The sequence below is a fragment of the Caulobacter sp. GW456-12-1-14-TSB4 genome (genome assembly GCF_059424195.1).
The window spans coordinates 205,709-230,375 of record NZ_JBWKZF010000002.1; the positions used below are offsets into that span (position 1 = coordinate 205,709).

A 24,667-nucleotide genomic window follows, 5' to 3' on the forward strand; every position below is an offset into this window, starting at 1 on the left:
GGCTCGAATTCGCACGCTGAAGCTGGTCCGGAAATTGCGGCGGTCGCAGCCAGCGATCCCAATGCGAGACACCGCCATGACGTCGATGATCGATTTCCAAGGCCGCGACACCGCCAAGATCAAGGAAGAGATCGTCCTCTTCAATCATCGCCTGGCCGAGACGGGCCTGTTCACCGACGAAGCCCTGGCCCAACTGCTGGACGAATATCCGCGCGACCAGGTCACCATCTGCACCATGCGTGAGAACCCGCCGCCGGCCGAGCGCTGGACCGCCGGCGACGCCACCGGCCTCTCGGGCGCCGAACTGGTCGAGGCCACGCGTCGCGGCCGCCTGTGGGTCAGCCCGCGCACGGCGATGATCGATCACCCCAAGTACCGTCCGGTCTACGATCAGGTCATGGCCGACTTCACCAAAGCGACGGGCGTCCAGGTGCTGCGTGGCAGCGCCGCGATCCTGATCTCCAGCGCCCGCATGGGCGTCTTCCTGCATGTCGACGCGGCCGAAACCATGCTGTGGCACGTGCGCGGCAACAAGACGATGTACGTCTACCCAACCAAGGAAGAGCTGATCTCGGAGCGCTCGCTGGAGGCCATCCTGCTGAAGGAGACGCTCAGCGACCTGCCCTACCAGCCCTGGATGGAGGCCGAGGCCGTCGCCGTGCCGCTGGCCCCGGGCGAGGCCGTCTCGTGGCCGATCCATGCCCCGCATCGGGTGGTGAACGGCGACAACACCAATGTCTCGGTCTCGGTCGAGTACACTACCCGCCGCTCGATGCTGAAGAACGGCGTCCACTGCGTGAACGGCCGCCTGCGCCGTGAGCTGGGCCTGAACCCGAAGGCAGCGAACGTGCCCGAAGCCCTGAAACCGGCCTACTGGGCCGCCAGCAAGGCCTGGCAGAAGCTGTCGCCGCCCAAGCAGAACGCCCTGGCCAGCCATGGCCGTCAGTTCGACGTCGATCTCTCGGCGCCGAACTGCGTGCGCTGGCGCCCGGGCTTTGGTCCCGAAGCGATGAAGCAGGCCGCCTAGAGGTACTTCATCTCGGCCGCGCTGGGCTGCTCCCACCACAGATTGTCGCGGCCGTTGCCATAGTTGATGGGGACGGCCGCCAGTTCTTCCGGCGTGACGTCGTCCAGCGTCGCGACCTGGATCGAGACGACCTTGCCGCCCAGCTGCTCGACATCGGCCTCGCCATAGACCCGCACACCGCAGGTCGTGCAGAAGCGGTGATCGCCGCTCATCGTGCCGAACTGGTAGGCGCCCAGGCGGTCCTCGCCCGCCAGCAGCCGGAAGGCTTCGGGCTTCATCAGCATGCCCCAGCTGCGGGTCTTGGCGCAGATCGAGCAGTTGCAGCGGCCCGTGCCGGCGTCCAGATCGACATCGGCCTCGTAGCGGACGGCGCCGCAGTGGCAGCTGCCGGTGTGGGTCTTGAGCATGAGATGTTCCCTCTCGGTGTTTCGTTGGACACCGTTCTAGGGAACCCCTGCTGCCACCCTACTGTCAGTATGGATGCGCCGATCGCGCTAAAGACGATTGGAAGATGCAATAGCCGCGTTCGCTCTTGCGGTCTGGTTGCAAGGCAAGCCAGTGTCCCAGCCTCAATGTAAGGGGGAGTCTTCCATGTTGCTCTACGTGCTCGCGTTGCTGATCGGCGTGATCGCCGGCCTGCGCGCCATGACCGCGCCCGCCGCCGCCGCTTGGGCCGCCCGCCTGGGCTGGCTGCCGCTGGCGGGCTATCCGCTGGCCTGGCTGGGCGGCATGGTCTCGGTCCTGGTGTTCAGCGCCCTGGCCGCGCTGGAGCTGATCGCCGACCAGCATCCCAAGACGCCCAGCCGCAAGGTTCCGCACCAGTTCATCGCGCGCGTGATCAGCGGCGCCTTCGCCGGCGCGGCCCTGATGATGCCCGGCACCCACTGGCTGCGCGGCATGGTCGTCGGCGCGATCGGCGCGGTGATCGGCACCTTCGTCGGCGCCGAGTTCCGAGGTCGCCTGGCCGCCAAGTTCGGCAAGGACCAGCCCGCCGCGATCATCGAGGACGTCATCGCCGTTGGCGGCGCGTTCGCGATCTTCTTCCTGGCCAAGAGCGCGATCTGACCATGGCCGCCGCCGAAGCCTTTGACGCCATCATCATCGGGGCCGGCCAAGCCGGTCCCTCTCTCGCAGGCCGCCTCAGCGCCGCCGGCTGGACCGTGGCGATGGTCGAGCGCAAGGATTTCGGCGGCACCTGCGTCAACACCGGCTGCATGCCGACCAAGACCCTGGTCGCCAGCGCCTACGCCGCGCACCTTGCTCGCCGCGCGGCGGACTACGGCGTCGTCCTCCAGGGCGAGGTCGGCGTCGACATGAAGCGGGTCAAGGAGCGCCAGCAGACGGTGGTCCGCAACGCCCGCGGCAATGTCGAAAAATGGCTGCGCGGCATGAAGGGCGTCACGGTCATCCAGGGCCATGCCCGCTTCGAGAGCGCCGACACCGTGCGCGTCGGCGAGCGCCTGCTGACCGCGCCCAAGATCTTCCTGAACACCGGCGGCCGGGCCAACGTCCCGGACATGCCGGGCGTCAACGACATCGAATTCCTGACCAATGTCGGGATGATGCAGCTGGATACGCTGCCCGAGCACCTGGTCATCGTTGGCGGCAGCTACATCGGGCTGGAGTTCGCCCAAATGTTCCGCCGCTTCGGCAGCCAGGTCACCGTGGTCGAGATGGGCCCGCGCCTGATCGGCCGCGAGGACCCGGAGATCTCCGATACGGTCCGCGAGATCCTGGAGGCCGAGGGGATCACCGTCCGCCTCAACGCCGAATGCATCAGCTTCAGCACCTGCCCCGAGGGCTACTGCGTCCACGTCACCTGCGAGGCCGGCGCGCCGCAGGTCACCGGCTCGCACGTGCTGCTGGCCGTGGGCCGCAAACCCAATACCGACGACCTGGGCCTGGAGGCGGCCGGGATCGCCACCGACAAGCGCGGCTATGTCACGGTCGACGATCAGCTGAGGACCAATATCCCGGGCATCTGGGCGATGGGCGACTGCAACGGCAAGGGCGCCTTCACCCACACAGCCTATAACGACTTCGAGATCATCGCCGCCAACCTGCTCGACGATGATCCGCGCAAGGTCAGCGACCGCATCACCTGCTATGGCCTTTTCATCGACCCGCCGCTGGGCCGCGTGGGCATGACCGAAGCCGAGGCCAGAGCCACCGGCCGCAAGCTACTGGTCGGCCAGCGCCCGATGACCCGCGTCGGCCGCGCCGTCGAGAAGGGCGAGACCCAAGGCTTCATGAAGGCGATCATCGACGCCGAGACCCACGAGATCCTCGGCGCGGCGATCCTGGGCCTGAACGGCGACGAGGTCGTCCACGGCATGCTGGACGTCATGTACGCCAAGGCCCCCTACACGACGATTTCGCGGGCGGTGCACATCCACCCGACCGTGTCGGAGCTGGTTCCGACCATGCTCCAGGAGCTGAAGCCGCTTTAGATTTTCACCGCGTCGCTTTCAGACGAAATCGATCCTGTTGCGGTTGCGATACGAAACCCAGTCCCCACCTAGCTTCGCAGACGCCGACGGAGGGTCGGCGCCCGTACCTTACGGATACCGCGATGACCAACCTGTTCGACCCGCTGCGCGTCGGAGACCTGACCCTTCCCAATCGCGTCGTCATGGCGCCGCTGACCCGCCTGCGGGCCGGTTCGACCCACACCCCCAACGCCCTGATGGCCGAATATTACGGCCAGCGCGCTTCGGCGGGCCTGCTGATCACCGAGGGCGTGCCGGTCACGCCGCAAGGCGTCGGCTATGCCGGCGTCCCCGGCATCTGGTCGAAGGACCAGACCGAGGCCTGGAAGCAGGTGACCAAGGCCGTGCACGACAAGGGCGGCCGTATCTTCATGCAGATCTGGCACGTTGGCCGGATCTCCGATCCCGAGCACCTGAACGGCGACCTGCCGGTCGGTCCCAGCGAAATCGCCGCCAAGGGCCATGTCAGCCTGCTGCGCCCCGAGCGCCCCTACCCGACCCCGCGCGCCCTCACCACCGAGGAAGTCGCCGGCGTGGTCGAGGCCTTCCGCCAAGGCGCTCAGAACGCCAAGGACGCCGGCTTCGACGGCGTGCAGATCCACGGCGCCAATGGCTACCTGCTCGACCAGTTCCTGCAGGACGGCTCCAACCAGCGCACCGACCAGTACGGCGGCCCGATCGAGAACCGCGCCCGTCTGCTGCTGGAAGTCACCGACGCCGTGGTCTCGGTGTTCGGCGCCGGTCGCGTCGGCGTCCACCTGGCCCCGCGCGCCGACAGCCACGGCATCAGCGACAGCGACCTGCCCACCACCTTCGGCTACGTCGCCAAGGCCCTGGGCGAGCGCAAGATCGCCTTCATCTCGACCCGTGAACACGCGGCGACCGACAGCCTGGGTCCGGCGCTGAAGGCGGCCTTCGGCGGCGTCTATTTCGCCAATGAGAAGTTCGACCTGGCCAGCGCCAACGCCGCGATCGACGCCGGCACGGCAGACGCTGTGATGTTCGGCAAAGCCTATATCGCCAACCCGGACCTGGTGGAGCGCCTGCAACAGAACGCCCCGCTGAACGCCCCGGTCCCCGCGACCTTCTACGCCCCGGGCGCGGAAGGCTACACGGACTACCCGACGCTGGCCCAGGTCAGCGAACCGGCCGAGTAAGCGATGCGGTCCCCGTGATGGCTCAGGCCGTCGCGGGGATCAGCCCTTCGGCGATGTAGGCTTGGGCCACCGCCTCGGCGACCTTGATGCCATCCACCGCCGCCGAGAGGATGCCGCCGGCATAGCCCGCGCCTTCGCCGGCCGGGAACAGGCCGGCGGTGTTGAGGCTCTGGAAATCCTTGCCGCGGGTGATGCGGATCGGCGACGAGGTCCGGGTCTCGACCCCGGTCAGCAGCACGTCGGGATGGTCGTAGCCGGCGATCTGACGGCCGAAGACCGGCAGGGCCTCGCGCATGGCCTCGATCACGAAGTCCGGCAGGCAGGCCGACAGGTCCGTCAGGGTGACGCCCGGCTTGTAGGACGGCGCAACCTCGCCCAGCGCCGTCGAGGGCTTGCCGGCCATGAAGTCGCCGACCTTTTGGCCCGGCGCCTGGTAGGTCGAGCCGCCCGCCACATAGGCCAGGCTCTCCCACTTGCGCTGGAATTCGATGCCGGCCAGCGGGTGGCCCGGATAGTCGCGCTCGGGATCGATGCCGACCACGAAACCGGAATTGGCATTCCGCTCGTTGCGCGAATACTGGCTCATGCCGTTGGTCACGACCCGGCCGGGCTCCGACGTCGCCGCCACCACCGTGCCGCCTGGGCACATGCAGAAACTGTAGACCGTGCGGCCGTTCTTGCAGTGATGCGACAGGCTGTAATCGGCCGCGCCCAGGTCCGGATGGCCAGCGCAGGTCCCGAACCGCGCCTTGTCCATCCACGACTGCGGATGCTCGATCCGCACGCCGATCGAGAATGGCTTGGCCTCGATATGGACGCCGCGATCATAGAGAACCTCGAAGGTGTCGCGGGCGCTGTGGCCCAGGGCCATGACCACGTGGCTCGCCGGCAGATAGTCCTGGCCGGCGATGTGCAGGCCCTTCAGCCGGCGCGAACCATCGGTACGTACCTCGATGTCGAAGTCCTCGACCTTGTGCTGCCAGCGATACTCGCCGCCCAGGCTCTCGATCAGCGCGCGCATCTGCTCGACCATGTGGACGAGGCGGAAGGTGCCGATGTGCGGGTGAGCCTCGGTCAGGATCTCTTCCGGCGCGCCGGCCGCGACGAACTCCTCCAGCACCTTGCGACCCAGGAACCGCGGGTCCTTGATCTGGCTGTAGAGCTTGCCGTCCGAGAAGGTCCCCGCCCCGCCCTCGCCGAACTGGACGTTGGACTCCGGGTTCAGCTCGCTCTTGCGCCACAGGCCCCAGGTGTCCTTGGTCCGCTCGCGCACGACCTTGCCGCGATCGACGATGATGGGTTTCAGGCCCATCTGGGCCAGGATCAGGCCGGCGAACAGGCCGCAGGGCCCGGCGCCGATGACCACTGGACGCGGGCCATCGAAGCCCTCCGGCGCCTTGGCCACGAACTTGTAGTCGGTGTCGGGCGTGACGCGGACATGGTGGTCGCCCTGGAAGCGCGCCAGCACGGCGGCCTCGTCGCGCAGGACCACGTCGACCGAATACACCATCAGGATCGCCGCCTTGCGCCGCGCGTCGTGGGCGCGACGCGCGACCGCGAAGCTCACCAGGTCAGCCTCCGGGATTCCCAGGCGCTCGACGATGGCGGGCTTCATCGCTTCCGGCGGGTGGCCGAGCGGCAGCTTCAGTTCCGAAATACGCAGCATGGCGGGGGTCTTAGCCAAAACCACGCGCCCGCGCCATCGCGATGCGCATCGTCAGAGCGCCGAGAAAAGTCGTCCGTTCAAGGACATTGAACCCTAACCGTCGCAAACACTTCACAAAATCACCTGTCCCCGCGAAGGCCTTTCGCCGCCTCTCCCGCCTGACGACCGGCGGGGAAGCCTCCCCGCTCCGTCATCGCTCAAGCGGAAACCGCAAGGGATCGGGGCCATGCAAACCAAGTTCAAACTTCTGACCACGACGGCTCTGACCGTCGCAGCGCTTCTGGGCGCGGCCCAGGCGCACGCCGCCGAGACGCCGGCCGCCGATGCGGCCGCTCCCGTGGCTTCCGGCGACGTCTCGGAAGTCGACGCCATCGTCGTCACCGGCTTCCGCGACAGCCTGATGCACGCCCGCGACCTGAAGCGTAAGGCCGTCGGCGCCGTCGACGTCATCGTCTCGGAAGACATCGCCGCGTTCCCCGACCTGAACCTGGCGGAATCGCTGCAGCGCATCCCGGGCGTCACCATCGGCCGTGACAGCGGCGAAGGCCGCCAGATCACCCTGCGGGGCCTGGGTCCGGACTTCACCCGCACCCAGCTGAACGGCATGGAAGTACTGGGCAACACCGCCTCGGGCATGGACAATCGCGGTGGCGTCAGCCGCTCGCGCGCCTTCGACTTCAGCCTGTTCGCCTCGGAACTGTTCAACCGCGTGACGGTGCAGAAGTCCTATGCGGCCGAGCAGGACGAAGGCGGCATCGGCGGCACCGTGCAGCTGCAGACCGCCAAGCCGTTCGACTATGCCGGCTTCAAGGCCGTGCTGTCGGCCAAGGCCCAGCGCAACAGCAACGCCGACGACAAGGTCACCCCGCGCGTGGTCGGCCTGATCTCGAACCGCTGGGGCAATTTCGGCGCCCTGGCCTCGATCGCCTACGGTGAGAACGACTCCAACGAGTTCGGCTATCGCAGCTTCAACTGGGGCGCCATCCGCGGCAACGCCGCCAACATCGGCCCGGGCGTCAGCGCCGCCGACGCCGCCAAGCTGACGGCCGCCACCCCGACCATCTTCGCCCCGCAGGCCAACACCTATTCGACCTGGTTCGACCATCGCAAGCGCCTGGGCGCGACCGTGGCCCTGCAATACAAGGGCGACAAGCTGAACGTCGATTTCGACGGCCTGTACAGCCAGCTGGAAAACAGCCGCCAGAACTTCTCGCTGGCCACCTCGGGCATCAACAGCCTGACCGGCAACATCACCGGCACCCAGGTGATGCAGAGCGCCGTGATCCAGGGCAACACCATGGTCGCCGCCAGCTACACCGGCGTCGACATCCGCAGCGAATTCAATCGCGAGGAAGACAAGACCAAGTTCTACCAGCTGGGTCTGAGCGGCACCTACCAGGTCACCGACAAGCTGCTGCTGTCGGGCCTGATCGGCTATTCGAAGTCGGACTACGCCCTGCCGGTCTTCGACAAGGTGTTCCTGGAATCCAAGAACTACGCCTTCAGCTTCGACGATCGTCCGAGCATGCCGGTCAACACCTATGGTCCTGGCGTCACCGACCCGGCCAAGTGGGACCTGATGCGGATGGACACCCAGGAGAACAAGATCTCCTCGGAATACACCAACGCCAAGTTCGACGGCGAGTACGCTCTGAACGAGACCTCCAGCTTCAAGGGCGGTGTCTCGTACAAGAAGTTCGAGAACTTCGGCGCGCAGTGGGGCGACAAGCAGTTCAAGAACGTCCCGGCCAACACCGTCATCCCCAACGACCTGAAGATGACCGTGCCCTACAAGACGCTCGGCCAGTACGTCGTTGGCGACGTTGACCGCGTCTACGCCCTGATCGGCCAGACGCGCAACCTGGAAGCCCAGGGCGCCAAGTTCGCCACCCCGGGCACCAACTACACGGTGACCGAGGAAACAAAGGCCGCCTATCTGCAGTACAACCTGAACACCGAGATCCTCGGCAAGGGCGTCCGCGCCAATGCCGGCGTCCGCTACTACTCGACGGACCTGACCTCGGACGGCACCCTGAACACCGGGACCAGCCTCCAGCCGGTGTCGATCAAGCACAAGTACAACGGCTGGCTGCCGGCGTTTAACCTGGCCGTCGATGTCAACGAAGGCCTGGTCGCCCGCTTCAGCGCCAACCGCGACATCAGCCGCCCTGCCCTGGGCGACCTGGCCGCCGCCGGCTCGCTGACGACCGCCCCCTTCGGCGGCACGATCAGCACGGGCAATCCGAACCTGACGCCGTTCACCTCGGACTCGATCGAAGGTTCGCTGGAGTTCTACGACGGCAAGGTCGGCTCGTTCACGATCGGCCTGTTCTACAAGAACCTGAAGTCGTTCATCACGTCGCAGACCAGCATCATGCCGTACTCGCAGACGGGCTTCCCGCTGTCGTTCCTGCTGCCGGGCCAAGACGGTACGATCCTGTACAATGTCAGCCATCCGGTGAACGGCCCGGGCGCCGACATCCAGGGCGTCGAGATCGCGTTCCAGCGTGACTTCACGTTCCTGCCGGCCCCGTTCGACCACCTGGGCGTCGTGGCCAACGGCACCTATGCCGACGGTTCGACCCCGGTGATCATCAGCGGCCAGTCGATCACCCTGCCGCTGTCGCAACTCTCGAAGTACTCGGCCAACGCCACGATCTACTACGAGACCGACACCTGGGGCATGCGCCTTTCGACGGCCTATCGCGACCAGTTCCTGGACGGCGCTGGCGGCAACGGCAACATCGGCAGCGGCTACAAGGCGACCAACAACATCGACTTCGCCGCCCACTACAACGTCCTGCCGGGCCTGAAGCTGACCCTGGAAGGCATCAACCTCTCCAACCAGCACAGCGTCCAATGGACCGACATCGCCACCAAGCGGACGCAGGTGAACGTCAGCAGCGGTCGCACCTTCCTCGTCGGCGCGACCTACGAGTTCTAATCCTCCCTGTTTCTTGAGACCCCTTGAACTGGCCGCCGTTCTCTCCCGAACGGCGGCCTCTTTTTTGCGAGCCGCCCATGCGCCCCGATCGTCGAAACCTGCTGGTCGCCGGCGCGGCGGTCTTTGCCGCCCCAGCCTTCGCCGGGACCAAGCCTCCGCGCCTTGGCCTGATCGCCGACTGCCAGTACGCCGACGAGGACGACAACGGCCAGCGGATGTACCGCCTCTCGCCCGGCAAGCTGAAGGCAGCCGTGAACGACCTCAACGCCCGCAAGGTCGACGCCATCGTCCAGTTGGGCGACTTCATCGACAAGGACTGGAAAAGCCTCGACACCCTCCAGCCGATAATCGACACCGCCCATGCGCCCTGGCGCTTCGTGCTGGGAAATCACGACTTCGCTGTCGATGACGCGCTGAAGGCCAAGGTGGCCCCGCGTCTGAAGATGCCGGCTCGCTACTACGCCTTCGACCTGGGCGACTGGACCTTCCTGGCGATCGACGGCAACGACCTCTCCGAATACGGCTGGCCCGAAGGCAGTCCGGAGCTGACCGAGAGCCGGCGCGCGCATCGCGAACTCTATGCCGGCAAGCCCGACTGGGACGGCGGCGTCGGCCCCGCCCAGATGGCCTGGATCGACCAGCGCCTGACCGCCGCCGATCGCGCCGGCCGCAAGGTGGCGCTCTTCTGCCACTTCTCGGTCTGGCCGGTGAACCCGCACAATCTGTGGAATGCTCCCGATATGATCGCCCTCTTGGAGCGCCATCCTTGCGTGAAGGCCTGGATCAACGGCCACAATCACGACGGCGACCAGGGCTTCAAGGCCGGGATCCACTATCTGAACCTCAAGGCCATGCTGGATACGCCCCAGACCGCCTACGCGGTCGCCGATTTCCATCCCGACCGCATCGAAATCCAGGGCGTCGGCAAGCAAGCCAGCCAGACGTTGCGCCTGGGCCACGCTCCGGCGACGGAATAAATCCGTCCACAGCACCTTCAAATTACTGACATGCGCCGTTTGTAGGGGTTCGCCTAGGCGCCGGAAGCTTTGCCGGTCGCCGCTGTGAGGACCCTGATGGCGGTACGGCGCGCCTGGCTGTCGCGATCCGGCTCCGTGCTGAGCCTGGTCGCCGGCCTCTCGGCGACGGTGGCCATCGCCCCGGCGCGGGCCGAGGCGCCGCGCCGCTTCGAGATCCGGGGCGGCGATCTCTCCCAGGTCCTCAACACCTTTTCGCACCAGGCCGACGTGCCAGTCATGACCCTGGCCGACATCCGCCATCGCACCAGCCGGGGCGTGCGCGGCCTGCTGACCCCGCACGACGCGCTGAACCGGCTGATCGACGGCCAGAACCTGCGCGTGGTGGCGGCCGGCGGCGGTTATGTCCTGCGCGAGGCGGTGACCGCGCCCTCCCCGCCGCCCGCGGCCGCGCCCCACGTCGCGCCGACGCCTGACGTCCCGACCGAGGTCGACCAGGTCGTGGTCACCGGCTTTCGCGAGACCATGCTGCACGCCCGTGACCTGAAGCGCCACGTCGCCGGGAGCCAGGAGGTGATCCTGGCGGAAGACATCGCCGCCTTCCCCGACCTCAATCTGGCCGAGTCCCTGCAGCGCGTGCCCGGCATGACCATTTCGCGCGACACCGGCGAGGGCCGCCAGATCGCCTTGCGCGGCCTTGGCCCTGATTTCACCCGCGCCCAGCTGAACGGCATGGAGGTCTCGGCCTCGACCGCCTCGGGCATGGACAACCGGGGCTCGGTCAGTCGCACCCGGGCCTTCGACTATTCGATCTTCGCCAGCGAGTTGTTCAACAAGGTCACGGTCTGGAAGTCCTACGCCGTCGACCAGGACGAAGGCGGCATCGGCGGCACGGTCGAGCTGCGCACGGCCAAGCCGTTCGACTATGCCGACGACAAGCTGGCCTTTTCGGCCAAGGCGCTGACCAACAGCGCCACCGACGCGGTCAGCCCGCGCTTCGCCGCCCTGGCGTCGCATCGCAAAGGCGACTTCGGGGTTCTGGTCTCGGTGGCCTACAGCGAAAACGACGCCAACGAGTACGGCTATCGCAACTGGGGCTGGACGCCGGTCAATTTCGGCGTCGCCAATGTCGGGCCGGGCATCGATCCCAAGCTGGCCGATCGACTGATCAACGCCACCGGCGCCAAGCGGATCGTCGCGCCGATCGCCGAGAGCTACTCCACCTGGTTCGATCACCGCACGCGGCTGGGCGTGACCCTGGCCCTGCAATACGAACCCGGAAACCGGCTGAAGCTGGGCGCCGACATCCTCTATGGTCGCCTGTCGAACGGCCGCGACGAGTTCTCGCTGGCCTCCGCCGGCGACAACCCGCTGACCGGCGACGTCAAGGGAACCCAGCGCCTGCGGGCCGCAGAGGTACGAGGCTCCACGCTCGTCTATGCCGACTATTCCGGCGGGGTCGATCTGCGCAGCGAGCATAAGCGCTCGGAGGACACCACGGTCTTCCTGCAAGGCGCCATCAATGCCGAATGGCAGGCTGCCGATCGCCTGCGCCTGCGCGCCATGACGGGCTATTCGAAGTCCGACTTCGAGGGGCCGGTCTTCGACAAGATCTTCCTGCAGGCCAACAACAAGGCCTTCAGCTACGATCTGCGGGGCGGCGACGCGGCGGCCGGCAACACCTATGGCTTCGACCCGGCCGATCCGGCCCAATGGAACCTGATGCGGGCCGACACCCGCGAGGACCAGGTCGTCAACGAGTTCACCACCGGCCGGCTCGACTTCGATTATCAGGCCGCTCCCGCGCTCGTGATCGAGGGCGGCGCCCAGTACAAGGCGTTCCGCAACAACGGCTATTCCCGGCGCGGCCGCACCGACTATCCGACCGGCGGCCCCAACCCGGTGGCGGTCAAGCAACTGATCTTCGAGACCTCGCTAAGGCCCTATGTTGTCGGCGACATCGACGCCACCTTCGAGCGCCTGGGCGTGCCGCGCAACCTCAGCGCCGCCGACGACCAGCCCGGCACCGACTATTCGATCACCGAGAAGACCTGGGCCGCCTATCTGATGGCGCGGGCCAACGGGCTGATCGGCGAGCGGACCTGGCGCGGGGACCTGGGCCTGCGCTGGTACGCCACCGACCTGACCTCGGCCGGCATGGTCAATACCGGCGCCAAGCTGGAGCCGGCCACGATCCACAGCACCTATGACGGCGTGTTGCCCGCCGTGAACCTGGCGATCGACCTGTCGCCCAAGGTCGTCGCGCGCGTCTCGGCCAACCGCAACATCAGCCGGCCCAGCCTCTCGGACCTGCGCGCGGCTGGCAATGTCAACTCCGCGCCGTTCGGCGGCACCATCTCGGCCGGCAACCCGAACCTGCGACCGTTCCTGGCCGATGCCGTCGAGGGCGCGCTGGAGGTCTATCAGGGCCGCACGGGCTATTTCGCGCTCAGCCTGTTCTACAAGCGGATGGACTCGTTCATCACCACGGCGACCAACTCGGTGACCTACGGCTCGACGGGTTATCCGCTCGAGTTCCTGTCTCCGGGCAATGGTCCCAACACGATCTACAGTTTCGTGCGGCCGGTGAACGGAAACGGCGCCTCGATCCGCGGGGTCGAGCTGGCCATGCAGCGGGACTTCGACTTCCTGCCCGCGCCGTTCGACAAGCTGGGTTTCGTCGGCAACGTCACCCGCGCGTCAGGCCGATCCAACGTGCTGATCGACGACGCCTCGGTGATGCTGGACCTGTTCCAGCTGTCCAAATGGACCTCGAACGCCACGCTCTATTACGAGACGCCACGCTGGGGCGCCCGCGTCTCGTCGGCCTATCGCGCGGGCTATCTGGACGGCGCTGGCGGTCAGGGCTCGACGGGCTCGGGCTACAAGGCCAGCAACAATATCGACTTCGCCGCCCACTACAACACGGCCGGCGGTCTTCGGATCGTGGTGGAAGGCGTCAACCTGACCAACGCGCCGATCACCCAGTACAACGACATCACCGAGAAGCGCCTGACCGCCCGCACCGTCAGCGGCCGCACGTTCACCCTTGGCGTCACCTACGAGTTCTGACGCACGATGGCCAAAAACATAGATTTCCTGTCCCCGTTCGCGCGGTTCGCGCCTCTACCCACCATGGACGCGTGCACGACCATGCCGACTGGAAGCGCCATGAAGGACGTCCTCGCGGAGCTGCGGCCCCACGAGCGCAAGCTCGCGGCCTATATCGTGCGCCGGTCCAAGGACCCCGCACGGGCCGAGGATATCCTGCAGGAGACCTTGTTGACGGTGCTGCGCCAGGCGCGAAAGCAGGAGATCACCCAGCCGCTGGCCTATGCCTATCGGGTGGCGGACTCGCTGATCTACGCCCAGGCCCGCCGCGACCGGCGCGAGGAGCCGATCGGCGACGAGGACTTCGGCTGCGACATGCCGTTGCCCGACGCGGTCCTGGAGCACAAGCAACGCGCCGCGGTGTTCGAGAAGGCGTTGAAGCGTCTTTCGCCCCTGCGCCGCGACATCTTCATCCGCCGTCACATCGACGGCCAATCCAGACAAGCCATCGCCGACGATCTTCGGATCAATGTGGAGGCCGTCAAGAAACACCTCGTGCGGGCCATGACCGAACTGGCCGGCGTGATGCAGGACGCGGCGGTCAACGCCGCGCGAGAAGGGAGCCGCCAGGATGCGCGCTAACGACAACTGGCGACTGCCCTCCGACGAGGACCTGGAGATCGCCGCCGACTGGGCCGATCGTCTGGCCGAGCTGACCACCGACGAGCGCGCGGACCTGGAAGCCTGGCTGGCCGGCGCGCCCGGTCGCGCCGCCGCCTTCGCCCTGATGCGCGACACCCAGCGCGACGTCGCCCTGCTGGAGGCCGCCGAGCGCGTGCGCGCCATCCCGGCCGGCAAGCGCCAGCTGCGCATGGGCCTGATCGCCGCCGGCGTCGCCATGGTCGCGGGTCTGTCGGCCGCGGTCCTGGTGCGTCCGTACCTGACCGAGAAGCCGTTCGAGCTGGCGACCCCGGTGGGCGCGCGCGCCGAGCACCAGCTTAGCGACAAGTCCGTCATCACCCTGGCCGCCGACACCGGCGTCTCGGTGCGCTACAGCCGCGGCGCCCGCGACGTGGCCCTGAACAAGGGCGATGCGATGTTCGAGGTGGCCAAGGACAAGACCCGCCCCTTCCGCGTGCAGGCCGGCGACACCCAGGTCACCGCCGTCGGCACCACCTTCGAGGTCGAGCGCGTCAGCGACGCCGTGCAGGTCCGCGTCTTCGACGGCGTGGTCCGCGTCAATCGCGACGGGACCGAGCGCCGCCTGGGCAAGGGCGAGTGGCTGATGCTGGTCGCCGACCGCGCGCCGGTCCAGGGCCGCCTGGGCGCCGACAGCTATCAGGCCTGGCGCTCGGACTGGCTGGACGCCGACGCCCTGCCGCTGAAGTACGTGATCGCCCGCCTGAACCGCTACACGGCCCAGAGCGTGGCCCTGCACGATCCGTCGCTGGGCGAGCTGAAGGTCAGCGGTCGCTTCAAGCTGGACCGCCCCGCCGAGTCCCTGGCCATGATCGCCGCCCTGCTGGACATGCGGACCGATCCGGACGGCCGGAAGGTCTATCTCTCGCCCCGGCAGCAGGCGCGACGTCCAGCGGCCTAGCGCCGGACGGTCCCAAAGGTCCGTGCGTTCGTCGAGTTCGCCGCTCCGCGCCTGCGGGCCGTGTTCGAAGACTTGAGCTAAGTCAGCAGCACGGCGGCCTGCGCAGCGATCCGCCGGACCAGATCGCCCGCCGGCGGCAAGTCATGGATCAGCCCCACGGACTCGCCCGCGCCGATATTGGCGATGTCGAAATCGGCCGCGGCGACGGCGGCCTTGTAGATGGGTCGCAGCGCGGTCCTCTCAGCCTTCAGTCCCTGCGAGTCTCCCTCCCAACGATCGAGGAAGCCGTTGCGCAGGAACCGCGCCCGGTAGCCCGCAGGCCAATCGCGCTCGCGCAGGATGTCATAGACGCTGGTGCGGGCGGTTTCGTCGCCAGCAGCCGCGACCAGCCGCGCTTTGGCGGCGGGGTGGGTCAAGGCCTCCCGGGTAGCCGAGAAGCGTGTCCCCATCATCACTCCGTCCGCGCCCAGCATCAGGGCGGCGGCCAGGCCTCGGCCGTCGGCGATCCCGCCGGCCGCGAGCAGCAGGGCGTCGTAGCTGCCGCGCGAGATCAGATCGGCGACCTGGGGCGAGAAGGCCATCGTCCCCTGACCCGCGCCGCTGTGGCCGCCGGCCTCGGTCCCTTGCGCCACCAGGATGTCGGCGCCGAGATCGAGCACATGGCGCGCCTGGTCCAGCGTGTTGACCTGGGCGATCAGCATCGCGCCGGCCGCGTGAATCCGCTCCACGAACGGGGCCGGATCGCCGAACGACAGCATCACCGCCTTCGGCTCGTAGGACAGGGCGAGATCCAGCAGCCGCGGCTCTTTCGCCAGGCTCCAGGTGATGAAGCCCACGCCGATCGGAGCGCTGCCCACCTTCGGGAACTCCGCCTCCAGCCAGGCGCGATCGCCATAGCCGCCGCCCAACATGCCAAAACCGCCGGCGTCGCTGACCGCCTTGGCCAAGACGCCGCCGCCGATCTGGTCCAGTGGCGCCAGCACGACAGGATGCTCGATCCCGAGACGCCGGGTCAGTCTGCTTTCGAGAACCATCTGCGGCTCCTTATCCGTAGCCCGGACAGATAGATCCGGCCTCGAGATCGCTTAGGGACGCGGCGCGGCGGACACTGTTGCGCAAGACGTTGGAATGGCCGGGTGAATGGACCGGGCGACTATTGCGCCGAACGCAAGCCGGTCTTCCGGCTGGCGGGCGTTCGGTTGGGACGCGATTGGCGCTATCACTTCCGCGCCAGCGAACAGGACAGTGCGTCATGAATACCATCGTGCAGCGGATCGGCATGCAACTTCCGGTTATCCAAGCCCCCATGGCGGGTACGTCCACGCCGGCGCTCGCGGCGGCGGTGACGAACGCCGGCGCCCTCGGCTCGATCAGCGTCGGCGCGGTCGACGCGGCCAAGGCCGGCGAGATGATCGCCGCGCTGAAGGCGCTGACCGACGGCCCCTTCAACGTCAACGTCTTCACCCACCAGCCGGCCCGAGCCGATCCGACGCGCGAGCGTGGTTGGACCGAAGCCCTGCGACCGGTGTTCGCGGCCTATGACGCCGAACCGCCGGCGGCGCTGAGTGAGATCTACACCAGCTTCAATATCGACGAGGCGATGCTGGAGACCCTGCTGGCGGCAAAGCCAGCCGTGGTCAGCTTCCACTTCGGCCTGCCGCCCGCGCGCTTCATCCAGCGGCTGAATGCCGAGGGGATCGTGCTGCTGGCCAGCGCCACCAATCTCGACGAAGGCCGCGCGGTCGAGGCCGCCGGTATCGACGCCGTCGTCGCCCAGGGCTGGGAGGCGGGCGGCCATCGCGGTGTGTTCGATCCGGCCGCGCTCGATCAGCAGCTTGGAACCATGGCCTTGACGCGCCTGCTGGTTCGCGGGCTGTCGATCCCGGTCATCGCCGCCGGCGGCATCATGGACGGCGCCGGCATCGCCGCCGCGCTCGACCTCGGGGCGCAAGCCGCCCAGATGGGCACCGCCTTCATCGCTTCGCCGGAGTCCAGCGCGGATACCTATCACCGCGCATCACTGCTAGGCCCTGGCGCGGCGGCCACCGAAATGACGGCGCTGCTCTCCGGCCGACTGGCCCGGTCGCTGCCTAACCGCTTCACGGCCCTGAAGGACGCCGAACTAAAGGGCGTCGCCCTGCCCGACTATCCGATCGCATACGACGCCGGCAAAGCCCTGGCGGCCGCCGCTCGCGCCAAGGGCGAAGGCGGCTTCGGCGCTCAATGGGCCGGCCAAGGCGCGCCGCTGGCCCGCGCCCTGCCCGCCGCCGAGCTGATCGCCGTCTTGGCGGCCGAACTCGAAGCGGCGCATAGAGGGCGCTGACGCTTCGCCAAGGAACGGCGAGCAGCCTTACGCATAGCGGCGCAACCCAGCCTTACAGCTTCACGACGTCCAGGATGGCCTGGGCGAAGGCCTTGGGCGCCTCCTGTGGCAGGTTGTGACCGATGCCGCCGGTCAGGGTGCGGTGCGCGTACTTGCCCGTGAACTTCTTGGCGTAGTTGGCCGGGTCCGGGTGCGGTGCGCCGTTGGCGTCGCCTTCCATCGTGATGGTCGGGACGGTGATCACCGGCGCGGTGGCCAGTTTGGCCTCCAGGGCGTCGAAGCGCGGTTCGCCCTGCGCCAGGCCCAGGCGCCAACGGTAGTTGTGGACGGTGATCGCCACGTGGTCGGGATTCCGCAGCGAGGCCGCCGCGCGAGCGAAGGTCGCGTCGTCGAAGTTCCACTTCGGCGAGGCCAGCTTCCAGATCAGCTTGGCGAAGGCGTCGCGGTTCTGCTCGTAGCCCAGGCGGCCACGCTCGGTGGAGAAGTAGAACTGATACCACCATTGCAGCTCGGCCTCGGGCGACAGCGGCTTGGCGCCGGCGGCCTGGCTGCCGATCAGGTAGCCGCTGACCGCGACCAGCGCCCTCACCCGCTCGGGCCAAACGGCCGCGACGATGTCGGCGGTCCGCGCGCCCCAGTCGAAACCGCCCAGGATCGCGCTCTTGATGTTCAGCGCGTCCATCAGATCGACGACGTCGCTGGCTAGAGCGGCCGGCTGGCCGTTGCGGATGGTGTCGGGCTTGAGGAAGCGGGTCTCGCCATAGCCGCGCAGGTGCGGGGTGATCACACGATAGCCAGCGACGGCCAGGATCGGGACGACGTCCTCGAAGGCGTGCACGTCATAGGGCCAGCCGTGCAGCAGGATCACCACCTCGCCCTTGGCCGGACCGGCTTCGAAATAGGCGACGTCGAGATCGCCGGCGGCGACGTGGCGCGGCTCGCCGAGGCCGCGCGTCTGGGCTCGTGCGGGCGCGCTCAGAGCGGCGGCGCTGCTGACAGCGAGACCGGCGACCAGCAGGCCCCGGCGGGATGGGTTCGACGAAGGAGACATGATCGACCTCATGAAACACGGAAACGATTTGATCGGACCCGATATATATACCGACCAACTTTCCAGCAAGAACTTTCCGATTTAATCGGACGCGCTATATATGACCATAGATCAACGCCCGATGAGGTCAGCCATGCCGTCCGACACCCCCGACACCGCGAACCAGCCGCGCCTGGCCGACTTCCTGTGCTTTGCTGTCTACTCGGCGAACCTGGCCTATGGCCGCGCCTATCGTCCAATCCTGGACGCGCTGGGCCTGACCTACACCCAGTGGATCATCATCGTGGCGCTGTGGGAGCAGGACAACCAGACCGTCGGCGGCCTGGGCGAGCGCCTGTTCCTGGAATCCAACACCCTCACCCCGATCCTCAAGAAGCTGGAAGCCGAAGGCTATGTCACCCGCCGCCGCGATCCCAAGGACGAGCGCCAGGTGCTGGTCGGCCTGACCGACGCCGGCCGCGCCCTGCGCGAGAAGGGTGGTCAGAAAAACCTGGTCGCGGCCTCAGGCCTGACGCCTGAGGAGTTCGCGGTGGTGCAGAAGGCGGTGTCCAAGCTGCGCGACAACCTGGTCAGCCACGTCAAGGACGGCCATCCGGCCTAGGCTTCATCGCCCGCTGAGCGACGGCGCGCCGATTTTTCAACTTTCCCTTGCCCAATTGTGGCGCCTTCTTGGCGATCGCGCGTTGTCCAGTATCGACGACAACGTCGCCGCAGGGTGGCAATGCGCAGATTTCGCTTCGAGGTGATAGCGCCCGAGCACTTCCCCGATCAGGAAGGCGTCCTGCTGCGCAACCTCGACGAAGCCAAACGCGAGGCCGCACGACTGGGAGCGGCCCTGATACGCGACTATCCGGAAGCCTTCGACAAACCCGGCCCAAAGGTGATGGTCGTGCTCAACGAGGCCGGCCAGATGCTGGCCGAGATCGAGCTAGGATCGCAGGCGCGCCCGGGTATTCGCCTCTCGGGCCCGCTTCCCGCCCCGCTCAAGTCGGGGAAGCGCCTCGGGCCGTGGACCTTCAGCGGCGGCCAGCTTTACCTGCGCCAGCGAGCGCGCAAGAAGGACGGACAATAGGTCAATGTCCTGACGCGAGAAGCCGGCGAAGGCAGCCGCGTGGGTCGGCGCCAGGTCGGCGATGATCGCCTCGGTCAGCGCGCGTCCGGCCTCGGTCAGATCCACCACCACCAGCCGCCGGTCCTCGGCCGGCGTGCGGCGCTCCACATGGCCGGCGACCACCAGGCCGTCGATCGTGCGGGTCAAGGTCGTGCGATCGGCGCCGATGATCCCCGCCAGGGCGGTCATCGACGACAGCCCCTCCTTGTAGAGGGCGTCCAGCACCAGCCATTGACCGAAGATGATCCCGTGGCGCGCCAGGCGGTCGCCCACCAGCAGCCTTCGGGCCTGTTCGGTCTGGAAAAGCAGTCGGTTGAGATCGTCTATGTCGAGCGGCAAAGGCGAAGTCCGGCGTCCCTAGTGAACCTTCAACGCGGTAACCATAGTTTCAGATGACGTCGTTCGATCGGTTTGTCGACGATGTTGCAGATATGCCCAAGCTGTCAGAGGGCCCGCGCGGCCGTCTTGAACGCATTCGCGGGCCTCTTGCCAGACTCCGCGGCATCGCCGACAAAAGCCCATCGCCTTCGTAGAGTTTCGTGCATGGCTCGACCGCAAACGCCCGTCATCGCGGTCATCGGCGCGGGATTCAGCGGCGTGATGACGGCGCTGAACCTGCTGCGCCAGTCCCCCGATGTGAAGGTGATCCTGTTCGAGCGGCGCGTCCCTGTCGGCCTGGGCGCGGCGTATGCGACGCACAATCCGCATCACCGGCTGAACGTCCGGGCCGGAAACATGAGCGCCTGGCCCGATCGTCCTGGTCATTTCGTCGACTGGCTGACCGGCGAAGGCCTGGGTCTGGGCGCCGCTGACTTCGCCACCCGCGCCGACTATGGCCGCTACCTGCAGGGCCAGGTGGCCGAGATCGCCGAGGGTCAGGCCGGGGCCGGCCGATTGGTCGTCAATCCTGATGCTGTTGTGGGTCTGGAGCCCGGCGGCGACGGCTGGCGATTGCGCTGCGCCATGGGCCGCACCGTGGATGTCCACGCCGTCGCCCTGGCTTTGGGCAATCCTCCGCCGGCCCGGCCGCCGGGCATCGACGAGGCCTTCGCCGCCACCTCGGCCTATATCGCCGATCCCTGGCGATGGAATGCCGCCGAACTGCCGCCGGGTCCGATGCTGCTGATCGGTACGGGCCTGACCATGGTCGATGTCGCCCTGTCGCTGGACGACGCCCAGCGCGGCCGGCCGATCCTGGCGCTGTCGCGGCGCGGCCTGGCCCCGCTGGAACACGACGGCGCGCCGCCGGGCCAGCCTCTGCCCCCGCCGCCCGAGGACCTCTCGCCGCTGGCCGCCTTCTCGTGGCTGAAGGACATGGCGGCCGAGCACGGCTGGCGCACCGCGATCGACGCGGTTCGCGCCTCGACCCAGCCACTGTGGCGCAACTGGTCGGTCGCCGAAAAGCAGGCCTTCCTGCGCCACGCCCGGCCGTTCTGGGAGATCCACCGCCACCGCCTGGCCCCGCAGGTCGCGCGCCGGATCGCGGCCTTGCGCGCCACCGGCCAGCTGACCATCGCGGCCGGCAAGATCCGCGAGCTGGCTCTGAAGCCCGACGGCCTGGCGCTGTGTAAATGGCGCGGCCGGGGCGAGCGCGAGACCTACGTGGCCCGCGCTGTCACGGTCATCAACTGCACCGGTCCGACCAGCGACGTGCTGGCCTCGAGCGATCCGCTGATCCAGGACCTGACGCGGCGCGGCCTGGCGCGTCCCGACGCGCTGCGGTTGGGCTTCGACATCGACGAGGCCAACCGCCTGCGCGACGTCTCGGGCGCGCCCTCGCCCACCCTGTTCGCGGTCGGGCCAGCCACGCGCGGCGCCCACTGGGAGATCACCGCCGTGCCCGACATCCGGGGTCAGGCCGCCGCCGTCGCCCAAGCCATCGTCGCTTCTATTCGTCGCTGACCGGCTCGCCGATATTGATGAAGCCGTGGGCCTGGCTGCGCGTCGCCTCGCCGGTGGTGATCCGCATCAGCGGGTTGGGGCGCGGTTCAGCCACCTTGGTCAGGCCGTTGCGATCGACATGGCGGAACGGCGCCGTGCGGCCGCGCACCTGCAGCATGGTGGTGGAGGTGTAGGACCATCCGCCGTCAGCCTCGAAGCGAACATCCAGCTCGTAGGAGTCGGTGCGGAACGCCCACTCCAGGAAGTCGGTCGAGCAGATGCCGTAGCTGGGACTGCCTCGCTCGGCGCGGACCACCAGGCCCGAACCATCCTCGCTCGCCTTGCCGGCCGCCAGGGCCGTCTGGCCGCGCGGGATGGCCAGGGTCTGAAGGATCAGGCCCGTCGCCGGCTCGTACAGCCAATAGCCGGTCTGGTCATGGAAGGTGGTCTCCTCGTCCGAGGCGACGATGTGGACGTGGTAGCGCAGGCCGTAGAACAGCTGCGGGCCATTGGCCTGCGGGTCGATCGGCTGCATCTCGATACGCTCGAGGAAGTCGCGCCGCTCAGGGCCCTCGGCCTTGGGGTTCAGGTCAACGCCCTTGAGGCCTTCCCACACGCCGGCCAGCCGCCGCAGCGGGCCCAGATTGGCCAGAGTGTCGGGATCGACGTCGGAGGGCTCGGTGAAGATGTCGTCGGGGAAATTGATCATGCCGGCCTCTGGTGACGCTTGGCCCCGGCTCTAGCGGGCCAAGCGCGCCGGTCAAGCTCTAGAGAGTCCGCCGCCGAGCCAGCAATGCGGTGCAGACCAGCGAGATTAGGCACGTGATCGCCAGATAGATCGCGATCGCCAGGCTGCTGTGGAACTTGGCGAACAGCGCCGTGGCGATGATCGGCGCGAAGCCGCCGCCGAACACCGTGCCGATCTGATAGCCGAGCGAGGCGCCGGAATAGCGGATCTCGACCGGGAACAGCTCGGCGAACAGCGCCGCCTGCGGGCCGTACATCAGGCTGATCAGGATCAGGGCCACGCCGATCGCCAGAATGATCGGCAGGACCGCGCCGGTGTCAATCAGCGGGAACATCGCAAAGCCCCAGACACCGCACAGCACCGCGCCCAGCATGAACAGGCCGCGCCGGCCCAGGCGGTCGGAAGCCGCGCCGCAGGCGATCAGGGCCGGGATCATGGCCAGGCTGGCGATCGTCACCGCCTCCAGCATGGTCTCCTTGCCGGTCCTGACCACGGTCGCGCCGTAGGCCACGGCGTAGGTGATGGCGATGTAGAAGCAGGTGTTGTTGGCGATGAATGCGCCGCCGGCCAGCAGGACGTCGGCCTTGTGCTCGCGCAGGATGCGCCCCAACGGCGAGGCCTTGGCTTTGGTTTCCTTCTTGGAGGCCTCGAAGACCTCAGGTTCCTCCAAGGCCCAGTGGACGTAGACCCCGATCAGGACCAGCACCACGCTCAGCAGGAACGGAATGCGCCAGCCCCAGGCTTGGAAAAGTTCCGGCGAGACGACGCGACCCACGACCAGGAAAACCAGATTGGCCAGCACGACACCCAGCGGCACGCCGATCTGCACGAAGCTGCCATAGAAGCCCTGCCTGCCCGCCGGCGCGCTCTCGATGGCCAGCAGGGCCGCTCCGCCCCACTGGCCGCCGACAGCCAGGCCCTGGATGAAGCGCAACGCCACCAGCAGCAGCGGCGCGAAGACACCGATGGCTCCATAGGTCGGCAGCAGCCCAACGCACGTCGTGGCCGCGCCCATCACCAGCAGCGCCACGGCCAGCACCTTCTTTCGCCCGTAGAGATCGCCGAAGTGGCCGAACAACAGGCCGCCGATCGGCCGGGCGATGAAGCCGACCGCGAAGGTGCTGAAGGCGGCGATCTGGGCGACCAGCGGCGGCAGGTCGGGCGGGAAGAACAGCTTGGGAAAGACCAGCGCCGCCGCCGTGCCGTAGATGAAGAAGTCGTACCACTCGATCGCCGCACCGGCCGAGGCGGTGACGGCGGTCTTGATGATGGACGCGCCTGAAGACCGCGCATGGGTCATGGTTCCCCCTCCGCGCTCGCGCGCCGTGGACTTGAGATCGGTGGTGTGGAGACGCCCTAGAAGGTGGCGTCGATCGCCGTCCGGAACGCCTTGGCGACCGGCAAGACTAGGTCGCCCGACACGCAGCGCATGTCGTCGCCCGGCGTGTGGAAGTAGCGGTGGCCGCCATAGAGGCCGATGGCCGAGGCGTAGCCGGCCTCGATCACATTGACGAGCTCGCCGCCGGCATTGGCTTTGTTGGCCTCATAGGTGGCCTCCAGACCGCTGATGCCGTGGAAGGCCTTGCGGGTCCGCTCCAGGAGGTCCGGCGTCGCGGTCAGCACCCGCTGGGCGTCGGCGCTGGGCAGCGGCCGTAGGGTGGCCAACTCGTGCCAGTCGCGGGCGGCCGCGCTGGCGCCGATGTGGATCCAGGCGTGGGTGTCGGCGGGCTTGGGCGCGTGGTGCTCCAGGTACTGCTCGCCGCCCAGATAGATGTACTCGTGGCCGCTGGTGGCGACGAATTCCAGATTGGCCGGATGCTTGGCCGCCGCCAGGCCGTGGGCCAGCGACAACCAGACGGCCACCCCTGCCCCGCGCTCGGCCGCGCAGGTGAACCAGCCCGAGCGCGGCGTGGTGACGATCAGGGTCTTGGCCGCGCCGCGATCCAGGTGGCCGATCAGGTTGTAGGCCGGCCGGCGGCCGACCTCGGCGTCGACGGTCAGCGTCACGGTCGCGCCGGCCTTGGCGGCGACGACGAACGGCGCGGCGTCCTTGGGGGCCAGCAGGACGACCGGTTTCTGGAAGCCGGGCTCGGACGGGCTGACATTGAGGCCGATCACCTCGCCGGTCGGCCCGGTGGTCACGACCACGGCCGCCGCCGCGCCACGGTCGAAGGCGTCCTTCAGCGCTGCGCCGATCGCCGGCTGGGCCATGCTGACCCAGCGGCCGAACGGCAACACCACCAGGGCGATGGCGCCGTCGAGGCCGCCCGGCATGGCGGCCGACTTCAGGGGCGCGGTCAGACCGCCTGCTCCGGTCGTCTTGACGATCGCCTGCGGGAAGACCGTGGCCTTCTTGTCTCCGGCCACTAGCGTCGCCTGGCGGACCTCGGCGTACGGCACGTCGAACGCCTGCCGCTCGCAGCGGTAGCCGAGCGCCGTCAGGTCCTTCTCCAGCCACTCACCACTGGCTATATCGCCCGCCCCGCCCGAGGCCTTGACCCCGAAGTCGGCGAAGCGCTCCAGCACGGCCTGCAGCCAGGCGGCGTCGGGCTCGCCGACCGCCGCCTGCGCCCGAGGCGCGGCCGCCAAGGCCCCGACACCCAGGGCGCCCACCAGAAGATCCCGACGCGACGCGCCCATGCCGT

The 24,667-nt window shown here is 67.9% G+C and carries 20 protein-coding genes and 1 pseudogene; 13 read left to right on the forward strand and 8 right to left on the reverse strand.

Annotated features, from left to right (window positions below; all coding sequences use genetic code 11):
• Nucleotides 1-76: 76 nt before the first annotated feature.
• A complete protein-coding gene (locus AC07YH_RS02960) occupies nucleotides 77-1,027 on the forward strand; it encodes a hypothetical protein (RefSeq protein WP_494745521.1) in 951 nt (316 codons plus the stop codon).
• Here AC07YH_RS02960 and AC07YH_RS02965 read toward each other — a convergent pair.
• Nucleotides 1,024-1,434, reverse strand: a complete 411-nt coding sequence (locus tag AC07YH_RS02965; RefSeq protein ID WP_494745522.1) for a GFA family protein — start codon at nucleotides 1,432-1,434, stop codon at nucleotides 1,024-1,026. The genes AC07YH_RS02960 and AC07YH_RS02965 overlap by 4 nt on opposite strands.
• A gap of 184 nt (nucleotides 1,435-1,618) precedes the next feature.
• Here AC07YH_RS02965 and AC07YH_RS02970 point away from each other — a divergent pair, with 184 nt between their 5' ends.
• The 3 genes from AC07YH_RS02970 (at nucleotide 1,619) to AC07YH_RS02980 (ending at nucleotide 4,673) form a co-directional block, all read left to right on the forward strand.
• Nucleotides 1,619-2,092, forward strand: coding sequence for a DUF4126 family protein (locus AC07YH_RS02970; protein ID WP_494745523.1), 474 nt, complete (start codon nucleotides 1,619-1,621; stop codon nucleotides 2,090-2,092).
• Nucleotides 2,093-2,094: 2 nt separating this feature from the next.
• Complete coding sequence (locus tag AC07YH_RS02975) at nucleotides 2,095-3,477, forward strand: FAD-containing oxidoreductase (RefSeq protein WP_494745524.1); 1,383 nt, start codon at nucleotides 2,095-2,097, stop codon at nucleotides 3,475-3,477.
• A 122-nt stretch (nucleotides 3,478-3,599) separates the two neighbouring features.
• The gene (locus tag AC07YH_RS02980) at nucleotides 3,600-4,673 is read left to right on the forward strand and encodes an alkene reductase (RefSeq protein ID WP_494745525.1); all 1,074 of its coding nucleotides are present in this window, start codon (nucleotides 3,600-3,602) and stop codon (nucleotides 4,671-4,673) included.
• 22 nt (nucleotides 4,674-4,695) lie between these two features.
• Here AC07YH_RS02980 and AC07YH_RS02985 read toward each other — a convergent pair whose 3' ends face one another.
• On the reverse strand, nucleotides 4,696-6,339 hold the full coding sequence (locus AC07YH_RS02985) for an NAD(P)/FAD-dependent oxidoreductase (protein WP_494745526.1): 1,644 nt from the start codon (nucleotides 6,337-6,339) through the stop codon (nucleotides 4,696-4,698).
• Nucleotides 6,340-6,565: 226 nt separating this feature from the next.
• On the opposite strand from AC07YH_RS02985, the gene AC07YH_RS02990 reads away from it, so the two are divergent.
• The 5 genes from AC07YH_RS02990 to AC07YH_RS03010 all read left to right on the forward strand — a co-directional run bounded on the left by AC07YH_RS02990 (nucleotide 6,566) and on the right by AC07YH_RS03010 (nucleotide 14,908).
• A complete protein-coding gene (locus AC07YH_RS02990; protein WP_494745527.1) occupies nucleotides 6,566-9,283 on the forward strand; it encodes a TonB-dependent receptor in 2,718 nt (905 codons plus the stop codon).
• Between the two features lie 77 nt (nucleotides 9,284-9,360).
• Nucleotides 9,361-10,260 (forward strand): metallophosphoesterase, encoded by a 900-nt coding sequence (locus AC07YH_RS02995; RefSeq protein WP_494745528.1) that lies wholly within the window; start codon nucleotides 9,361-9,363, stop codon nucleotides 10,258-10,260.
• A gap of 96 nt (nucleotides 10,261-10,356) precedes the next feature.
• Nucleotides 10,357-13,329, forward strand: coding sequence for a TonB-dependent receptor (locus AC07YH_RS03000; RefSeq protein WP_494745529.1), 2,973 nt, complete (start codon nucleotides 10,357-10,359; stop codon nucleotides 13,327-13,329).
• Nucleotides 13,330-13,428: 99 nt separating this feature from the next.
• A complete protein-coding gene (locus tag AC07YH_RS03005; RefSeq protein ID WP_494745530.1) occupies nucleotides 13,429-13,950 on the forward strand; it encodes an RNA polymerase sigma factor in 522 nt (173 codons plus the stop codon).
• Nucleotides 13,940-14,908: a FecR family protein gene (locus AC07YH_RS03010; protein WP_494745531.1), complete on the forward strand. Its 969-nt coding sequence runs from the start codon at nucleotides 13,940-13,942 to the stop codon at nucleotides 14,906-14,908. The genes AC07YH_RS03005 and AC07YH_RS03010 overlap by 11 nt, the downstream gene beginning before the upstream one ends.
• Before the next feature lie 77 nt (nucleotides 14,909-14,985).
• Here AC07YH_RS03010 and AC07YH_RS03015 read toward each other — a convergent pair whose 3' ends face one another.
• Nucleotides 14,986-15,942, reverse strand: a complete 957-nt coding sequence (locus AC07YH_RS03015) for an NAD(P)H-dependent flavin oxidoreductase (RefSeq protein ID WP_494745532.1) — start codon at nucleotides 15,940-15,942, stop codon at nucleotides 14,986-14,988.
• A gap of 218 nt (nucleotides 15,943-16,160) precedes the next feature.
• Between AC07YH_RS03015 and AC07YH_RS03020 the strand changes: the two genes are divergently transcribed.
• A complete protein-coding gene (locus tag AC07YH_RS03020; protein ID WP_494745533.1) occupies nucleotides 16,161-17,231 on the forward strand; it encodes an NAD(P)H-dependent flavin oxidoreductase in 1,071 nt (356 codons plus the stop codon).
• A 52-nt stretch (nucleotides 17,232-17,283) separates the two neighbouring features.
• Here the strand turns inward: AC07YH_RS03020 and AC07YH_RS03025 are convergent, their stop codons facing one another.
• Entirely contained in the window at nucleotides 17,284-18,282 is a 999-nt protein-coding gene (locus AC07YH_RS03025) for an alpha/beta fold hydrolase (RefSeq protein WP_494745534.1), read from the reverse strand.
• Nucleotides 18,283-18,415: 133 nt separating this feature from the next.
• On the opposite strand from AC07YH_RS03025, the gene AC07YH_RS03030 reads away from it, so the two are divergent.
• Both AC07YH_RS03030 and AC07YH_RS03035 read left to right on the forward strand, forming a co-directional pair.
• Nucleotides 18,416-18,883, forward strand: coding sequence for a MarR family winged helix-turn-helix transcriptional regulator (locus AC07YH_RS03030; RefSeq protein WP_494745535.1), 468 nt, complete (start codon nucleotides 18,416-18,418; stop codon nucleotides 18,881-18,883).
• A 120-nt stretch (nucleotides 18,884-19,003) separates the two neighbouring features.
• Nucleotides 19,004-19,201: pseudogene (locus AC07YH_RS03035) on the forward strand (DUF6894 family protein); the annotation flags it as partial.
• 9 nt (nucleotides 19,202-19,210) lie between these two features.
• Here AC07YH_RS03035 and AC07YH_RS03040 read toward each other — a convergent pair.
• A complete protein-coding gene (locus tag AC07YH_RS03040; RefSeq protein ID WP_494745536.1) occupies nucleotides 19,211-19,732 on the reverse strand; it encodes a MarR family winged helix-turn-helix transcriptional regulator in 522 nt (173 codons plus the stop codon).
• A 204-nt stretch (nucleotides 19,733-19,936) separates the two neighbouring features.
• Between AC07YH_RS03040 and AC07YH_RS03045 the strand changes: the two genes are divergently transcribed.
• A complete protein-coding gene (locus AC07YH_RS03045) occupies nucleotides 19,937-21,295 on the forward strand; it encodes an FAD/NAD(P)-binding protein (RefSeq protein ID WP_494745537.1) in 1,359 nt (452 codons plus the stop codon).
• Here AC07YH_RS03045 and AC07YH_RS03050 read toward each other — a convergent pair.
• Genes AC07YH_RS03050 through AC07YH_RS03060 form a run of 3 tightly spaced genes read right to left on the reverse strand, consistent with a single transcriptional unit; the run spans nucleotide 21,282 to nucleotide 24,662 of the window.
• The gene (locus AC07YH_RS03050) at nucleotides 21,282-21,983 is read right to left on the reverse strand and encodes an FABP family protein (RefSeq protein ID WP_494745538.1); all 702 of its coding nucleotides are present in this window, start codon (nucleotides 21,981-21,983) and stop codon (nucleotides 21,282-21,284) included. The genes AC07YH_RS03045 and AC07YH_RS03050 overlap by 14 nt on opposite strands.
• A 58-nt stretch (nucleotides 21,984-22,041) precedes the next feature.
• Entirely contained in the window at nucleotides 22,042-23,322 is a 1,281-nt protein-coding gene (locus tag AC07YH_RS03055; protein ID WP_494745539.1) for an MFS transporter, read from the reverse strand.
• A 56-nt stretch (nucleotides 23,323-23,378) separates the two neighbouring features.
• The gene (locus AC07YH_RS03060; RefSeq protein WP_494745540.1) at nucleotides 23,379-24,662 is read right to left on the reverse strand and encodes a M28 family peptidase; all 1,284 of its coding nucleotides are present in this window, start codon (nucleotides 24,660-24,662) and stop codon (nucleotides 23,379-23,381) included.
• Nucleotides 24,663-24,667: the final 5 nt, after the last annotated feature.

Bases quoted from the DNA above. Each gene is read 5' to 3' on its own strand.
- AC07YH_RS03045 (WP_494745537.1), top strand. From the start codon at position 19,937: ATGGCTCGACCGCAAACGCCCGTCATCGCGGTCATCGGCGCGGGATTC.
- AC07YH_RS03010 (WP_494745531.1), top strand. From the start codon at position 13,940: ATGCGCGCTAACGACAACTGGCGACTGCCCTCCGACGAGGACCTGGAG.
- AC07YH_RS02980 (WP_494745525.1), top strand. From the start codon at position 3,600: ATGACCAACCTGTTCGACCCGCTGCGCGTCGGAGACCTGACCCTTCCC.
- AC07YH_RS03030 (WP_494745535.1), top strand. From the start codon at position 18,416: ATGCCGTCCGACACCCCCGACACCGCGAACCAGCCGCGCCTGGCCGAC.
- AC07YH_RS03015 (WP_494745532.1), bottom strand. From the start codon at position 15,942: ATGGTTCTCGAAAGCAGACTGACCCGGCGTCTCGGGATCGAGCATCCT.
- AC07YH_RS02990 (WP_494745527.1), top strand. From the start codon at position 6,566: ATGCAAACCAAGTTCAAACTTCTGACCACGACGGCTCTGACCGTCGCA.
- AC07YH_RS03005 (WP_494745530.1), top strand. From the start codon at position 13,429: ATGAAGGACGTCCTCGCGGAGCTGCGGCCCCACGAGCGCAAGCTCGCG.
- AC07YH_RS03020 (WP_494745533.1), top strand. From the start codon at position 16,161: ATGAATACCATCGTGCAGCGGATCGGCATGCAACTTCCGGTTATCCAA.
- AC07YH_RS03000 (WP_494745529.1), top strand. From the start codon at position 10,357: ATGGCGGTACGGCGCGCCTGGCTGTCGCGATCCGGCTCCGTGCTGAGC.
- AC07YH_RS03025 (WP_494745534.1), bottom strand. From the start codon at position 18,282: ATGTCTCCTTCGTCGAACCCATCCCGCCGGGGCCTGCTGGTCGCCGGT.
- AC07YH_RS03050 (WP_494745538.1), bottom strand. From the start codon at position 21,983: ATGATCAATTTCCCCGACGACATCTTCACCGAGCCCTCCGACGTCGAT.
- AC07YH_RS03055 (WP_494745539.1), bottom strand. From the start codon at position 23,322: ATGACCCATGCGCGGTCTTCAGGCGCGTCCATCATCAAGACCGCCGTC.
- AC07YH_RS02970 (WP_494745523.1), top strand. From the start codon at position 1,619: ATGTTGCTCTACGTGCTCGCGTTGCTGATCGGCGTGATCGCCGGCCTG.
- AC07YH_RS03060 (WP_494745540.1), bottom strand. From the start codon at position 24,662: ATGGGCGCGTCGCGTCGGGATCTTCTGGTGGGCGCCCTGGGTGTCGGG.
- AC07YH_RS02975 (WP_494745524.1), top strand. From the start codon at position 2,095: ATGGCCGCCGCCGAAGCCTTTGACGCCATCATCATCGGGGCCGGCCAA.
- AC07YH_RS02965 (WP_494745522.1), bottom strand. From the start codon at position 1,434: ATGCTCAAGACCCACACCGGCAGCTGCCACTGCGGCGCCGTCCGCTAC.
- AC07YH_RS02995 (WP_494745528.1), top strand. From the start codon at position 9,361: ATGCGCCCCGATCGTCGAAACCTGCTGGTCGCCGGCGCGGCGGTCTTT.
- AC07YH_RS02985 (WP_494745526.1), bottom strand. From the start codon at position 6,339: ATGCTGCGTATTTCGGAACTGAAGCTGCCGCTCGGCCACCCGCCGGAA.
- AC07YH_RS02960 (WP_494745521.1), top strand. From the start codon at position 77: ATGACGTCGATGATCGATTTCCAAGGCCGCGACACCGCCAAGATCAAG.